Origin of the sequence: Mucilaginibacter daejeonensis (genome assembly GCF_020783335.1) — a bacterium.
GTDB lineage: Bacteria > Bacteroidota > Bacteroidia > Sphingobacteriales > Sphingobacteriaceae > Mucilaginibacter > Mucilaginibacter daejeonensis.
In genome coordinates this window covers 1659234-1673345 of sequence record NZ_CP086068.1, presented here as the reverse complement: position 1 = coordinate 1673345, position 14112 = coordinate 1659234, and the positions used below count along the sequence as shown (strand labels likewise).

Here is a 14112-nt window from a genome sequence, read left to right as displayed (position 1 = left end):
AATGAAACTTCCCGTTAACGAAATAAGATCCATCATCATTTTCAGGGCCCTGCAACTGGGCGACATGCTTTGCATTATCCCGGCTGTCAGGGCCTTGCGCAATGCCTATCCTGACGCCACAATTACGCTGGCCGGTATGCCTTGGGGCAGTTCATTCATACAACGATTCGACCGGTATTTTAACGACTTCATTCATTTCCCTGGCTATCCCGGCTTGCCCGAGCAGGCTTTTAAGCCAGAGGACGTAACGCGTTTCTTCGCCGAGGTGCAAAGCCGTAAGTATGACCTGGCAATACAGATGCAGGGGAACGGATCAGTGGTAAACCCGATGGTAGAGCTATTTGGTGCTAAATATACAGCAGGCTACACCATTGAAGGACATTATGCACCTGATAACGGGCTATTTATGCCCTACCCCGACCGCGGCCATGAGATCGAGCGACATTTGGGATTGATGGAATTTTTGGGCGTAGAATCGCAGGGCCACGACCTGGAATTCCCATTAACGGCCGATGATGAAAAGGCCTATCATGAGTTGGATCTGGGTATTGAACCTGGCCGGTACGTGTGTGTACACCCCGGTTCGCGCGGAACCTGGCGCCAATGGCCTGTCCAGTATTTTGCTGCACTTGCCGACCATTGTGCCGAACAAGGCTACAAGGTAGTATTGACAGGGACCAAAGAAGAGGCTGCTATCATTAATGAAGTTAAAAGCCACATGCGTCATGAAGCCATTAACACTTCAGGTAAAACAAGCATGGGTGCTGTGGGTGTATTGATCAAAAATGCGGCGCTACTCATTTCTAACTGTACAGGCGTATCGCACATGGCCGCTGCTTTTAAAACGCCAAGCATCGTGATCAGTATGGATGGCGAGCCTCACCGTTGGGGACCCATAGATACACGCATGCACCGCACCATCGACTGGCTGCAAACGCCTGACTTTCATCTGGTGTTCAGAGAAACGGTAGAGATGGTGGTTTGATCATCATCTCTACCCCTTTACTTCAAGTGCCCGGTGGCCTGGCTTATGTAGCTTTGTGTATGTTGCCTGGCCTGCAGGGTCTTGAAGATCATATTGACCCCGAACGCAAAGAGCAAGCCTGTCACCATTAACAAACCGGTGATCATACCCGTTGAAGGCGACCGTTCGTTGTAAGCGAACAATAGTACCGCGGTCAACACGAAAGCTGAGTACGCTTTAAATACCAGCGGCCAGCGTTGCAGGTATGTACGATAGCCCGCCCAATCGTTGCCCAATTGTTCCATGCGCGATCGGTCACGCCGGTGAGGCGCCAGGTGTACACCTATGAAAGCTACGCAGCTAACGAACAACACCATCATAGTAAGCACATACAGCCAACGGTCAGATGCTACCATGGTATGAAAGCGTAGCGTGGTAAAAATGAACAAGATGTAAGTGCAGCACACCACCACATCGGCGTATAATAGGCGGTACTGCAACCGGTGCGCCTGTAACCTAAGCCACGTAACGGTATTGGTCAGTTGAGCTTCCGGCTCATCAGTGACCCAAACCGGCCTTATAGGGCATTGGTTCATCTGGCCAACATCCTCTATCTCGCGATGATGGGCAAAGTAGGCTGGTCCATGTTGTCTGTGTGCTTTCATACCAACTCCATTTCCTTTACAGGCGCCATAGCGTGGTTCAGCGCAATGATCGCACGCTTGTAATGTTCTCGTTCCACCAAAAATTGAATATTTACCTTGCGTAAGGCAAAGCCCGCACTCATGATATTGATGCCTTCGGCTGCCAGGGCCGCTGCGCTTTTTGAAAGCAACCCGGGCCTGTCCATATTGGATCCCAGCAGGCAAACCATAGCCACGGGTTCAACGCTCACCTTCTCAAACTGGGCCGTCAGCTCGCTGATCATCTTTTTGCTATGATCTTTTTCCCATATCACGATGGATATGCTGTTGGCGCTGGTGGCCTTGAACGTATAGCTGACCTCATGGCGCGCAAATATCTCCATGATCTGTAGGTCGGTGCCTACATGCCCTACCATATTTGGGTCGTAAATATCGATGATGAGTAACTTGTCTGATCCGGTAATGATCTCAACCTTTTTGTGCTGACCAACATGATCGCACGTGATCAGCGTGCCGGGGTGTGACGGCTCAAAGGTATTCTTAATGCGCAGGTCAATATTGTTGATCTCAAGTGGTTTTGAAGCTTTGGGATGGATGGCCTCCATGCCTACATCGGCCAGCTGATCGGCAATGTCATAGTTGGTGTAGCCCACCGGCACACAATTCTCCTTACCCACCAGGACCGGGTCGGCGCTCGACAGGTGATATTCTTTATGGATGATAGCCTCCTTCGGCCTCAATATCTGCGCGATCTTACTGAAGGTAACCTCTGAGTATCCCCTATCGAACTCGCGCATGATGCCTTCGGTACCTTTTGCGTAACCGGTCACCACGCAGATCCTGTCACTAAGGTCAATATGACGAAAAGCGTTCCTGATCCGCTGATCGATGGTGAACGACCGGTGATCATCAAAGCCGCTGAGGTCGATCAGTTGAGCTTTGATGCCTTTGTTCTGCAGGATCTGTACCAGGTTGTAAGCAGAATGTGTCTCCCCTATGGAGGCCAGTATCTCGCGTGCAGCCTGCAAAATGCCATCCTTACTCACGTAACCGCTTGACAGAATGTTGGCCAGGTTGGTGAGGTATTTACGCGCCTTACAGATCCGCTCTTCCAGGAATTGATCGGCCGCTTCCAAATTAAGTCCCAATTGAACATAACGCTTGTTGATGGCCTTAAGATCGGTCACCAATTTTTTAAGCGGACCGTTAAAGTCCTGGTGCATTTTGATGCGGTGATAAACGCCGGGTTTGCCTGTCTTCTTATTCTCGAGCAGCATATCGGTAACTCCTGAAAATGCTGACACCACGAAAACGCGGCCATACCTCACCTCCTGATCATTGGGATACAAAATGATGTTCTCTATCACATCGCCCAGGGCACTCATCGAGGTGCCGCCTATCTTTTCAACAGTGATCCTGTCATTAGCCCGCCGCGCAGGGTCGGGCTCCTCTTTAGCTCTTTTTTCCATGTTAGTGTAGAATTCTTGTTCGGGGGGCATCCTTTATCTTGATCTTGATGCAACATTTACCCGACCAGTGAACACTTCATTACCAAAAGAATACCTATATCGACACTGTGCTCATCGTCAACATGTTACGTATCATCCATAAAAATAACAGGTGACCATCCTTATCGATATGGTCACCTGTTTTTTCAAAATGGAAGGGTTTTAGGCTTGCACTGCGGGTAAAGTAAAATAGAACCGGCTACCTTCGCCCAGTGCACTTTGTACGCCTATGGTGCCTTGTTGCACCTCAATAAAATCTTTGGAAATGGCCAGGCCTAAACCTGAACCCGAACGGTTCTGCCCATCGGTAGGTACCTGGAAATAGCGATCGAACAGGCGTTTCTGGAATTGCTCCTCAATGCCCTTGCCCTGATCACGTACCGAGAACTCGATCATGCCACCTAACTTTTTTAATTCGATGAGCACTTTGGAGCGTTCGGGGCTGTAGCGTAAAGCGTTCGACAAGAAATTGACCAAAACCCATGCGGTCTTCTCCACGTCCACCTGAACCTTAGGCATATCGGCGTCACTCCTTACTTCTATTTCCACACGCTTTTGCTCAGCCTGAAACCTGATCGCTTCTGCCGCGTGGTCAACGATCTTTCGTGGCTCTGCAGGTACGTAGTTCAATTGAATGCTGCCCGTCTCCACTTGCGATAGTTCCAACAACTCGCTGGTGATCTTCAGCAACCGGGCGCTATCCTCGGCAATGTGATCCATCAGCTGCTGCTGCTCGGGATTAAGTGGGCCTACGCGTTCATCAGTAAGCAGCTTTAAGCTCATTTTGATGGAGGATATAGGCGTCTTCAACTCGTGCGATATAGTGGCGATGAAATTGGTCTTGGCCAGATCGCGCTCCTTAAATTCGGTAATGTTCTCCAATATGTAAACCTTACCTGCCGGTTTGCTGGCCACAGCCAAGCCTTCAGTGCGGTCAATGTTCATGTTGGGCACGCTGATCTCGCGGGTCTCCAGGCGGAAGTGCGCCTCCTTGCCACCGATCACGATCTTGAACGGCTTGCCGGCAGTAGTTTGCCCGATCATGCTTTTTAGCAGATCGTTGCCCTTGCTTAGCTCATCAATGTTCTGTCCTTCGGTCTTCTTATCGCCAAGGTTCAGTATCTCCCGTGCCGAAGAGTTAAGGAATAAAATCTCGCGCATTTCATCCACCCCTATAATGGCATCGTTCATTTGCTCAATGATGGCCTCTATGCGGCGTTTGTCTGACAGCACATTGGCCAGGTTGCTGTTCTCCCACTCGGTAAGGCGAGTGGCCATGCTATTGAACGACCGTGCCACGTCAGCGAACTCGTCATTTTGCGGTAGGTCTAACCGCGCCGAATAGTTCTGTTTGGTGATCTCGGCTATGCCATCCTGCAGTTTGCGCAACGGATCTGAAATGAACGTGGGAAAATTAACACTAAAGCTAAATAATAACAAAAAGGTGAACGTGCCGGCCAGCCCCAGCAGTAAGATCGTTCGTTGCACCGAGGCCTGGGCAGCATCATTTTTGCGCACGATGGCCTTCATGTTCACGTCCTCTATCTTAAGCAAAGCCGAACGTACCGCCCTTAACGGCCCCGGCACGCTAGCCAATGCCATGCCCGGCCTAGTGAGCGCTTTAAATGCGCTGGTCAATGCAGCTACTGCTTGTTGCTCGCCGGGTTCGGTAATGTTCTGATGTTCTTTTTCGAGGTATACTTTGAAGGAACTGATGTTGGCCGCATATAAGGGAAATGGTTCCTCATCCAGCACCTTGCGCATCTCGCGCACATAGCGTAAGCTTTCATAGTTATCCTTGAGGATCACCCTCGAACTTTTGGCTATCTCGTTGATATAGAACAACGACAGGGCTCCAAAAAATATCACGACAGTGAACAGGAAGCCAAAGCCTAAACGGAGTTTTGTTTTTATTTTCATGATAGTATCACCAGGTCAGTTTCTGTGGTTGCGATCTTGGTCAGCAGTTGATTAAATATGGCGGTGCGCAGTATCACCTGGAAAAGGTTAAGGTGTGGCTTGCCAATGCAAATGGTAGTGATCTCGCGCTCTTCGGTCACTTTCATAATGGTTTGAGTGATCTGGTCGCTTTTGATCTTGAGCAGCTCGGCGCCTAACTCGGTGGCCAACTTGAAGTTGTTGATCAGGTGGCGCTGCTTGTCGAGTCTAATCTTGTCCATACTCTCGCTGCTGCTTTGCACGTACAACACGATCCAGGGCGACCGGTAGTACGATGCCAGCCTGGCCGTTTTACGGATCACTGTGCGAGCCGTTTCCTCGTTAGAGGATATGCAAGCCAAAAAACGCTCGGGCCGCAGCTTGATCTGTTTAGGTATCTCGATATCGATCTTGCGCTCCAGGTGGTGGGCCACCTCCTTAAGCGCCAGTTCGCGCAATTGCAGGATCTTGTCATTCCTGAAAAAGTTCTCGAGCGCACGGGCCACCTTAGCCTTATCGTATATCTTGCCTGCCTTTAACCGCTCGATCAGTTCGTCGGCGGTTAGGTCAATGTTCACGATCTCGTCGGCCTGTTCCAGCAACTTATCGGGGATGCGCTCGGTAATGGAGATGCCGGTGATGTCCTCTACCTCTTCGTTCAGGCTCTCAAGGTGCTGAATGTTCACTGCCGTGATCACGCTGATTCCGGCGTCCAATATATCCGCCACGTCCTGCCAGCGTTTGGCGTTCTTGCTACCCTCGATGTTGGTATGGGCCAGTTCATCCACTATCACCACCTCCGGGTGGCGGTTCAAAATGGCTTGCAGGTCCATCTCATCCAACTCCTTGCCTTTGTAAAAAGTGGTACGCCGAGGGATCATGGGCACGCCATCGATCAGGGCGTGGGTCTCGGCTCTCATATGTGTTTCAATGTAGCCTACCTGTATATCGATGCCGTTCTTAAGCAAAGCGTGCGCTTCCTGCAGCATGCGGTAGGTCTTCCCTACCCCCGCGCTCATGCCTATGTAAACTTTGAGTTTACCTCTGCGCGACTTCTTTACTAGTTCAATAAAGTCCTTTACTGAACTGTCTTTATTTTCTCCTCCCTGGTCCATAATTGGTCATTGGTATTGAACAACAATAACGGGCAGCTCAGCTGGCCCGTTATCAGGTATTAGTTTCTATTAAAAAGAGACCGCAAAACTGGTAGTGATCAGCGGTCCGTGGTTGGTGAGGCCACTTGGTCGGGTAAATATCTCGTCCTTACTATCGTACACCTTACCTTCCAGCCTGATCAGGGCATTTTTCATCGGTGCAAAGTCGAGGTTGAGCGAGTAGCCTTTAGTATCGAATCCGTTGGGTGTCCCGGTGGCGATCAGCATTCCGTTCTTGTCCTGGTAATATTCAAAGCGTCCGGCAATGGCCCACTGATCGGCCAATTGGTAGCGGGCAATGGCCACCGGCGATATGATGTGATTCGTTTGGTCGCTACCCTTTGATCGTTGCTGCGTACCGTAATCGAACCCGGCGGTAAGCCCAAACTTTGGTGTGAGCTGAAAGATGCCATAGAAGTTATGATACAACCTGCGTACCCGTACCGAGTCGGCGCCCTCCATGCCCAGGTAATTGCTATAATTCAGGGTGATGGCGTCAGTGGCTTTGTAGTACACCTGAAGGCCTCCGGCCGGTTTGCTGTTACCATCGGGGCGGTTGATGCGCTGCCAGCCATTCAGGTATAGGCCGGTCAGGGTCAATTTACCGTCGTTGGTCGTATAGGTCAGCTTTGCGCCCGACTCATAGTAAGGCGTATTCTCCGAAGAGATGTTACGGGTGAGTACCCAACAATCTTTAGAGATGGCGCTCTCAAAGCCAATGTGTGAGGCAAAGATACCCGCATCCAACCAAAGGTTGGCTGTTTTGGATAGTTTGACGCCAGCGTTGGCCTCGAACACATTTTTTAGTACACCTTGCTCGGCGGCCAGGTTAGCGTTAGCATAGGTGCCCGCCATTAAAGCCAGATTAGCGCGCACATTGCCATTGTCATAATTGGCTTTAATGAAGCCAAGGTTCAAGTTCACCTCGTTATGGCGGTTGTGTGAGTACACAAAGCTCGGGCGGGTGTTGTTGGCCGGGCGGTTAAAGTCGAACCCATAATAAAGCTCGGCGTAGCCACTGATCGTCAAATGGCTTGCGGTCTTAACAGTATCCTGGGCGTATAATGCGGTGCTGCCTAACATTGCAGCAGCCAGTAGAGTTATTTTCATGGGTATGGATAGGGTCAGTAAGTGTGGCCGCGGTGGGCCACACTCATGATATTATTTGATAGAATGATAGCCGCAGTTGGCTGACTATTTTTTAAGCGCGTCCAGCGCGATGTTCAATTTCAAAACGTTCACTTTTTCGGGCCCAAGTGCTGGCTTTTCAATGTGCTGGGCTACCAGTTGGCTTACCTGCTGCGTGCTCAAACCGCGCTCTTTGGCTACACGCTCCACTTGTATGGTGGCACCCTGAGCTGAAATGTCAGGATCCAAACCACTGCCTGATGCCGTGACCATATCGGCAGGGATGTCGCTCTTTTTGAGATATGGATGATACTTCAGCAAGGTATCTATGCGATCGCTCACTTGCTTCAGGTAGTCGGGGTTGCTTGGGCCTTTGTTAGATCCGGCCGAACCGGCTGCATTGTAACCCACGGCCGATGGACGGCTCCAGAAGTAACCCGGTTTATCGAACTTTTGACCTATGGCGGCATAACCCACTACTTTACCGTTAAAAGCAATGGTCTCGCCGTTGCCGCCGCCTTGAGCGAATTTACCTATAAAGGCTACCAACACCGGGTACAGTACGCACAACAAAATGGTTAGTGCTATGGTGAGGCGGATAGACTGTACAATATATTTTTTCATGATCTTAACTTTGATAATTATTACATAAAGAGGGCTATGACCACATCGATCAGTTTGATGCCGATAAATGGTGCTACTACGCCACCTAAACCATAGATAAGTAGGTTGCGGCGCAACAGTGCACTTGCCCCTACCGGTTTGTATTCAACACCTTTAAGTGCCAGTGGGATCAGTAACGGAATAATAACGGCGTTGAAGATCACGGCCGACAGGATAGCGCTCTCGGGGCTATGCAAGCCCATGATGTTGAGGCTTTGCAGCGCCGGTATAGAGGCGATGAACAGCGCAGGAACGATGGCGAAGTACTTGGCCACGTCATTAGCGATAGAGAAGGTGGTAAGCGTACCACGGGTGATCAGCAACTGCTTGCCAATCTCCACGATCTCGATCAGTTTGGTAGGGTCGTTATCCAGATCCACCATGTTACCGGCCTCTTTGGCGGCTTGTGTACCGCTGTTCATGGCTACGCCAACATCGGCCTGGGCCAAGGCAGGTGCATCATTGGTGCCGTCGCCCATCATGGCTACCAATTTACCATTGGCTTGCTCATGCTTGATGTAGTTCATCTTATCCTCAGGCTTAGCCTCGGCTATAAAATCGTCCACACCGGCCTTCTCGGCAATAAATTTGGCGGTCAGTGGGTTATCACCAGTCACCATCACGGTCTTTACCCCCATTTTGCGCAGGCGCTCAAAGCGTTCGGCTATGCCGGGTTTAATGATGTCCTGCAATTCGATCACACCCATCACATTGCTGTTCAAGGCAACTACCAGTGGCGTACCACCATTAGATGAGATGGCTTTCACACGCTCTTCTACCTCGTGAGGCACTTGCTTATCGGCACGGTGAGCCAGGTTGCGCATCGAATCGAACGCACCTTTACGTATCGAACGGCCATCAGGAGTATCCACCCCGCTTGAACGGGTCTCGGCAGTGAATTTGATGAACTCTGAGCCTTCGGGGACTGTAGGCAGTTTGATATGATTGGCGGCAAGTTCAACGATAGACTTACCTTCTGGGGTCTCATCGGCCAGTGATGATAGTACCGCAGCGGTAACGAGTGCATCAGGTTCAACACCCGGTGCTGGCCAAAATTGGGTGGCCTTACGGTTACCTATGGTAATGGTACCGGTCTTATCTAACAACAACACGTCGATGTCGCCAGCGGTCTCCACGGCCTTACCTGATTTGGTGATCACATTGGCACGTAGTGCACGGTCCATACCAGCTATACCGATGGCCGATAATAAACCGCCGATAGTGGTCGGGATCAAACACACGAATAATGAGATCAGTGCAGCTACAGTGATCGGCGTGTTGGCGTAATCAGCAAATGGTTTCAGCGTAACACACACGATCACGAAGATGAGCGTAAAGCTGGCCAGCAAAATGGTCAACGCGATCTCGTTAGGGGTCTTCTGGCGTGATGCACCTTCAACCAGTGCGATCATCTTGTCTAAAAAGCTTTCGCCCGGCTGGGTACTCACTACCACTTTGATACGGTCTGACAGTACCTTGGTACCACCGGTCACTGATGATTTATCACCACCGGCCTCCCGGATCACCGGAGCCGATTCGCCAGTGATGGCCGATTCATCAATGGTAGCTAAACCCTCAACGATCTCGCCATCGGTAGGGATGGTATCACCTGCCTCGCAAACGAACATATCCCCTTTGCGCAGCTCATTTGATGACCTTGATACTACCGAGCCATCCTCCAGCACTACGTTGGCTGGTGTCTCTTCACGCGTCTTACGCAAGCTATCGGCCTGAGCCTTACCGCGTGCTTCGGCAATGGCCTCGGCAAAGTTGGCGAACAATACGGTAAGCAGCAGTATGATGAACACAAAGAAGTTATAAGCGAATGAACCCTGATCTTTGTGGGTAAGGCTGTAAAAACTTACATAAGCCATTACTGCTGTACCTACTTCCACGGTGAACATCACCGGGTTGCGCAGCATTACCCGAGGGTCGAGTTTAACGAACGATTCGCGCAGGGCGGTCTTGACCAGCGCAGGTTCGAATAATTTATTAGATCTGTTTTTCATTTGTTCAATTACTTAGGCATAGAGAAAAATTCGGCCAGTGGACCAAGCGCCAGGGCCGGAAAGTAAGAAAGTGCGTTAAGCACCAGGATCACGGCCATGGTCATTACCCCAAAGGTCACGGTATCGGTACGCAGCGTACCGGCCGATTCAGGGATGTATTTCTTTTTGGCCAGCAGGCCGGCTATAGCCACCGGACCAATGATCGGCAGGTAACGGCCCAGTATGAGCACAAAGCCTGTACTTACGTTCCAAAAGATGTTATTATCGCCCAAGCCCTCGAAACCTGAACCATTGTTGGCATTGGATGAGGTCATTTCGTACAGCATCTCTGAGAAACCATGGAAGCCCGGGTTATTTAACCAGTTGGACGGCTTAACGGCCCAATCGGCATTGCCAAAGTGCAGGTATACATATGCCGCCAAAGCAGTGCCTGACATGATCAGGAACGGGCTGATCAGCGTCACCAACGCGGCGATCTTCACTTCCCTCGCCTCTACCTTGTGACCAAGGAACTCAGGTGTACGACCGACCATTAAGCCGGAGATAAACACGGCGATGATGAGGTATACGAAGTAGTTCAAGATACCTACGCCGCAACCGCCAAAGAAACCGTTGATCATCATACCTAACAGCTGCCAGGCGCCGGTGAGCGGCATAGTACTATCATGCATACCATTTACCGACCCGGTAGATACGATAGTGGTCAACGTACTCCAGTAACCGGTAGCTATTGGTCCTATCCGTACCTCTTTGCCTTCCATGGCGCCGGTGGCCTGGGTCACTCCCATTTTAGCTATGTAGCTATTGCCTCCCAGCTCACTGCTAATAGTAGGTATCATGAGCATGAACATACCTACCGTCATGACACCGAATATGACCCAGCCCAATTTTTCACGGCGGATGAAAAAGCCGAACGCCAGGATCATGGCCATTGGGATGATCATTTGCGAAATTACCTCGGTCATGTTAGTGATGTAGTTCGGGTTCTCGAGCGGATGGGTTGAGTTGGCACCGAACCAGCCGCCACCATTGGTACCCAAGTGCTTAATGGCCACGAACTGAGCCACCGGACCGCGAGAAACATTCACGGTATCGCCCTGCAATGACATGAATTGATCTTTTCCAGCGTAGCCTGATGGCATACCGTTAAAGGCCAGTACCAACGCGATCACAATAGATAAAGGCAACAGCAAACGAGTGATCGATCTTACAAAGAACACCCAAAAGTTACCCAGGTCATTGGTGGTCTTGTCTCTGAAGGCCTTGAACAGTGCAACAGCTGCGGCTATACCTGTAGCGGCAGTCGTGAACTGCAAGAACATCAGTATGAATTGCTGGGTAAGGTAAGTAACACCGCTTTCGCCTGAGTAGTGCTGCAGGTTACAGTTCACCACAAAGCTAATGATGGTATTGAAGGCCAGGTCGGGTGTCATGCCCGGGTTGCCGTCGGGGTTAAGCGGCAATTTGTCTTGATAGATCAGTACAAAGAAACCGTATACCAGCCACAGCAGGTTTATGGTGAGCATGGCTTTCAGGAATTGCTTCCAGTCCATGGGCTCATTAGGGTCAATGCCCGACACTTTGTATAGTCCGGTTTCGAGTGGCTTTAAAAAGTCGGTCCATACCCGCTCACCAGCGAACATCTTGGCCAAGTAGCGGCCCAGAGGAACGGCAATAAGCAAGGTGATCAGGAAGGAGGCGACCACGCCTAAGATCTCTGAGTTCATTTGTTGTACAGTTTAAAATTTTTCGGGTTTGAGCAGCACGTAGATCATATAGATGAATACGGCGATAGAGATGATAAATAAAGCGATCATGATCTTTTAGATTTTTTCGAACCAGTCAACGGATCTGAAGAAAAGCCACATACACACGATGATGGCCAGGAAGAGTAATGCAGTTAACATTTGAAATAGATATTATTTGAACACCTATAGCCAAATGCAGTGCCGCTATGGCACAAACTCAATAAACCACACATTTACAACGACTTACATTTCCGAAAATCAGTATGCCATTTTAAAACCCTACCAAAATGGAAGGGTGCATTTCCAGAACGGAAGGTGGATGTGTAAGGTCAGCAGGCACAAAACGAGTCGCTACACCTAAACATCAAGGCACAAAAAAAGCCCTCCGGCTATACCGGAGGGCTTAGTAATAACTTAATAACGATCAATTACATATATGCACGTTGGTTCTTGCCTTCCATCCAGTTGGCAAAGGCACGGTTAACTACCTTGTTACCGCCAGGGGTCGGGTAGTTACCGCTAAAGTACCAGTCGCCCAGGTGATCAGGGCAGGCAATGTGCAGGTTGTCGAGGGTTTGGTAGATCACCTGAACCTCGGCATTGATCTCTTTAGGGGTGATGATCTTGGCTATACGGTCAGATATCTGCTGATCAGTGAATGGCGCGTAAATGGCCTTCACATAATTCTCTACCTCTTCCTTAGGCAATGCACCGCTGGCCTTGGCCTTTTGGTAAGCATCCAGCAGGATATCTTCCTGGCCGGTCTCTTTCAGCAAGCTAACGGCTGCCTCAAAGGCCACGAACTCGCCCATGCGCGACATATCGATACCGTAACAGTCAGGGTACCGGATCTGCGGTGCTGATGACACCACCACGATCTTTTTAGGGCCTAAACGGTCCAGTATCTTTAGTATACTTTGCTTCAGGGTAGTACCACGTACGATCGAGTCGTCCAATACCACCAGGGTATCGGCACCACGGTTAATTAAGCCATAGGTGGTATCATATACGTGGGCTACCATCTCGCTGCGGTCGGCATCCTGGGTAATGAAGGTACGAAGCTTCACATCTTTGATGGCGATCTTCTCCACGCGTGGGGCCAGGCTTAATACCTCGCTCATTTCCTCATCGCTGATCTTGTCGTCGCGGTTCAGGAGGCGTTCGCGCTGGTATTGCTTAACGTATTTGTTCATGCCTTCCACCATGCCGTAAAAAGCGATCTCGGCGGTGTTAGGGATGTATGATAGTACAGTGTTCTTGATGTCGTGCCCAACGGCGTCCAATATTTGCGGGCAAAGCAGGCGGCCTAATTGTTTACGTTCACGGTAAATGGCCGAATCACTTCCACGCGAGAAATAGATACGCTCGAAAGAGCAAGCTTTCTTTTCGCGCGGCTCGCTAAATTGCTCTTCCGCTACGCTGCCGTCTTTCTTCACGATCAGGGCATGACCAGGTTGTATCTCTTTGATCGATTCAAACGGTACATTAAACGCCGTTTGTATGGCCGGGCGCTCAGAAGTGGCCACTACCACCTCATCATCAATATAGTAGAACGCCGGACGAATGCCCGATGGGTCGCGCATGATAAAGGCATCACCATGGCCCAGTATACCGGCAATAGTGTAACCACCATCCCAGTTCTTGGCCGATTTTTTCAAGATCTTGGCCACGTCCATGTTATCGGCGATCATTTTACTGATCTGGATATTGTCGTCGTTACCCTCTCGTTTGAACTGGTCGAACAGTCCCTGAACCTCGGTGTCCAAGAAGTGACCGATCTTTTCCAGCACGGTAACGGTGTCGGCTTTCTCCTTTGGATGCTGACCTAACTCGTATAATTGCTTCAACAGCTCGTCAACATTGGTCATGTTGAAGTTACCGGCGATAACCAGGTTACGGGTCATCCAGTTGTTCTGGCGGAGGAACGGGTGACAGTTCTCGATGCTGTTCTTACCGTGTGTACCATAACGCAAATGGCCCAACAGAACTTCGCCGGTAAAGCTTATATTCTCTTTGAGCCATTCAGCATCCTTCATTTTTTCAGGGTGCTCCTTTTCAACGTCGGCGAACTTCTTTTGAATGTATTCAAAAATGTCGGCCACCGCGTTACTTGCCATCGATCGGTGCCGGCTGATGTAGCGCTTACCTGGTTCAATGTCGAGTTTAATGGTGGCAACACCGGCGCCGTCCTGTCCACGGTTGTGTTGTTTTTCCATCAGCAGGTAAAGCTTATTTAAGCCATAAAGTGCCGTACCATATTTTTGCTGATAGTATGAGAGGGGTTTTCGCAGGCGTATAAAGGCTACACCGCATTCATGCTTGATCTGATCGCTCATGATTTGAAATGAAGCCACGA

The 14112-nt window shown here is 50.1% G+C and carries 11 protein-coding genes; 1 reads left to right on the top strand and 10 read right to left on the bottom strand.

The window, feature by feature from the left end; all coding sequences use genetic code 11:
* Window position 1: 1 nt before the first annotated feature.
* On the top strand, window positions 2–985 hold the full coding sequence (locus LLH06_RS07270; RefSeq protein ID WP_228172606.1) for a glycosyltransferase family 9 protein: 984 nt from the start codon (window positions 2–4) through the stop codon (window positions 983–985).
* 17 nt (window positions 986–1002) lie between these two features.
* Here the strand turns inward: LLH06_RS07270 and LLH06_RS07265 are convergent, their stop codons facing one another.
* From LLH06_RS07265 to LLH06_RS07225, 10 genes are all read right to left on the bottom strand, one after another.
* Entirely contained in the window at window positions 1003–1629 is a 627-nt protein-coding gene (locus tag LLH06_RS07265) for a hypothetical protein (protein WP_228172605.1), read from the bottom strand.
* Window positions 1626–3077: an aspartate kinase gene (locus LLH06_RS07260; RefSeq protein WP_228172604.1), complete on the bottom strand. Its 1452-nt coding sequence runs from the start codon at window positions 3075–3077 to the stop codon at window positions 1626–1628. The genes LLH06_RS07265 and LLH06_RS07260 overlap by 4 nt, the downstream gene beginning before the upstream one ends.
* A 201-nt stretch (window positions 3078–3278) precedes the next feature.
* Window positions 3279–5036 carry a sensor histidine kinase gene (locus LLH06_RS07255; RefSeq protein ID WP_228172603.1) on the bottom strand — a complete coding sequence of 586 codons (1758 nt, stop codon included), beginning with the start codon at window positions 5034–5036 and terminating at the stop codon, window positions 3279–3281.
* Window positions 5033–6169, bottom strand: a complete 1137-nt coding sequence (locus tag LLH06_RS07250) for a sensor protein KdpD (RefSeq protein ID WP_228172602.1) — start codon at window positions 6167–6169, stop codon at window positions 5033–5035. Before LLH06_RS07250 ends, LLH06_RS07255 begins: the two co-directional genes overlap by 4 nt.
* A 69-nt stretch (window positions 6170–6238) precedes the next feature.
* Window positions 6239–7318: a porin gene (locus tag LLH06_RS07245; protein WP_228172601.1), complete on the bottom strand. Its 1080-nt coding sequence runs from the start codon at window positions 7316–7318 to the stop codon at window positions 6239–6241.
* A gap of 84 nt (window positions 7319–7402) precedes the next feature.
* Window positions 7403–7960 (bottom strand): K(+)-transporting ATPase subunit C, encoded by a 558-nt coding sequence (locus tag LLH06_RS07240; RefSeq protein WP_228172600.1) that lies wholly within the window; start codon window positions 7958–7960, stop codon window positions 7403–7405.
* 20 nt (window positions 7961–7980) lie between these two features.
* A complete protein-coding gene (gene kdpB / locus LLH06_RS07235) occupies window positions 7981–10008 on the bottom strand; it encodes a potassium-transporting ATPase subunit KdpB (RefSeq protein WP_228172599.1) in 2028 nt (675 codons plus the stop codon).
* Window positions 10009–10016: 8 nt separating this feature from the next.
* Complete coding sequence (kdpA, locus tag LLH06_RS07230; RefSeq protein WP_228172598.1) at window positions 10017–11735, bottom strand: potassium-transporting ATPase subunit KdpA; 1719 nt, start codon at window positions 11733–11735, stop codon at window positions 10017–10019.
* A 12-nt stretch (window positions 11736–11747) separates the two neighbouring features.
* Entirely contained in the window at window positions 11748–11825 is a 78-nt protein-coding gene (gene kdpF, locus LLH06_RS20760) for a K(+)-transporting ATPase subunit F (RefSeq protein ID WP_157540818.1), read from the bottom strand.
* A gap of 359 nt (window positions 11826–12184) precedes the next feature.
* Window positions 12185–14092: a class II glutamine amidotransferase gene (locus LLH06_RS07225; RefSeq protein ID WP_228172597.1), complete on the bottom strand. Its 1908-nt coding sequence runs from the start codon at window positions 14090–14092 to the stop codon at window positions 12185–12187.
* Window positions 14093–14112: the final 20 nt, after the last annotated feature.

Bases quoted from the DNA above. Each gene is read 5' to 3' on its own strand.
- LLH06_RS07270 (WP_228172606.1), top strand. From the start codon at position 2: ATGAAACTTCCCGTTAACGAAATAAGATCCATCATCATTTTCAGGGCC.
- LLH06_RS07265 (WP_228172605.1), bottom strand. From the start codon at position 1,629: ATGAAAGCACACAGACAACATGGACCAGCCTACTTTGCCCATCATCGC.
- LLH06_RS07260 (WP_228172604.1), bottom strand. From the start codon at position 3,077: ATGGAAAAAAGAGCTAAAGAGGAGCCCGACCCTGCGCGGCGGGCTAAT.
- LLH06_RS07255 (WP_228172603.1), bottom strand. From the start codon at position 5,036: ATGAAAATAAAAACAAAACTCCGTTTAGGCTTTGGCTTCCTGTTCACT.
- LLH06_RS07250 (WP_228172602.1), bottom strand. From the start codon at position 6,169: ATGGACCAGGGAGGAGAAAATAAAGACAGTTCAGTAAAGGACTTTATT.
- LLH06_RS07245 (WP_228172601.1), bottom strand. From the start codon at position 7,318: ATGAAAATAACTCTACTGGCTGCTGCAATGTTAGGCAGCACCGCATTA.
- LLH06_RS07240 (WP_228172600.1), bottom strand. From the start codon at position 7,960: ATGAAAAAATATATTGTACAGTCTATCCGCCTCACCATAGCACTAACC.
- kdpB (WP_228172599.1), bottom strand. From the start codon at position 10,008: ATGAAAAACAGATCTAATAAATTATTCGAACCTGCGCTGGTCAAGACC.
- kdpA (WP_228172598.1), bottom strand. From the start codon at position 11,735: ATGAACTCAGAGATCTTAGGCGTGGTCGCCTCCTTCCTGATCACCTTG.
- kdpF (WP_157540818.1), bottom strand. From the start codon at position 11,825: ATGATCGCTTTATTTATCATCTCTATCGCCGTATTCATCTATATGATC.
- LLH06_RS07225 (WP_228172597.1), bottom strand. From the start codon at position 14,092: ATGAGCGATCAGATCAAGCATGAATGCGGTGTAGCCTTTATACGCCTG.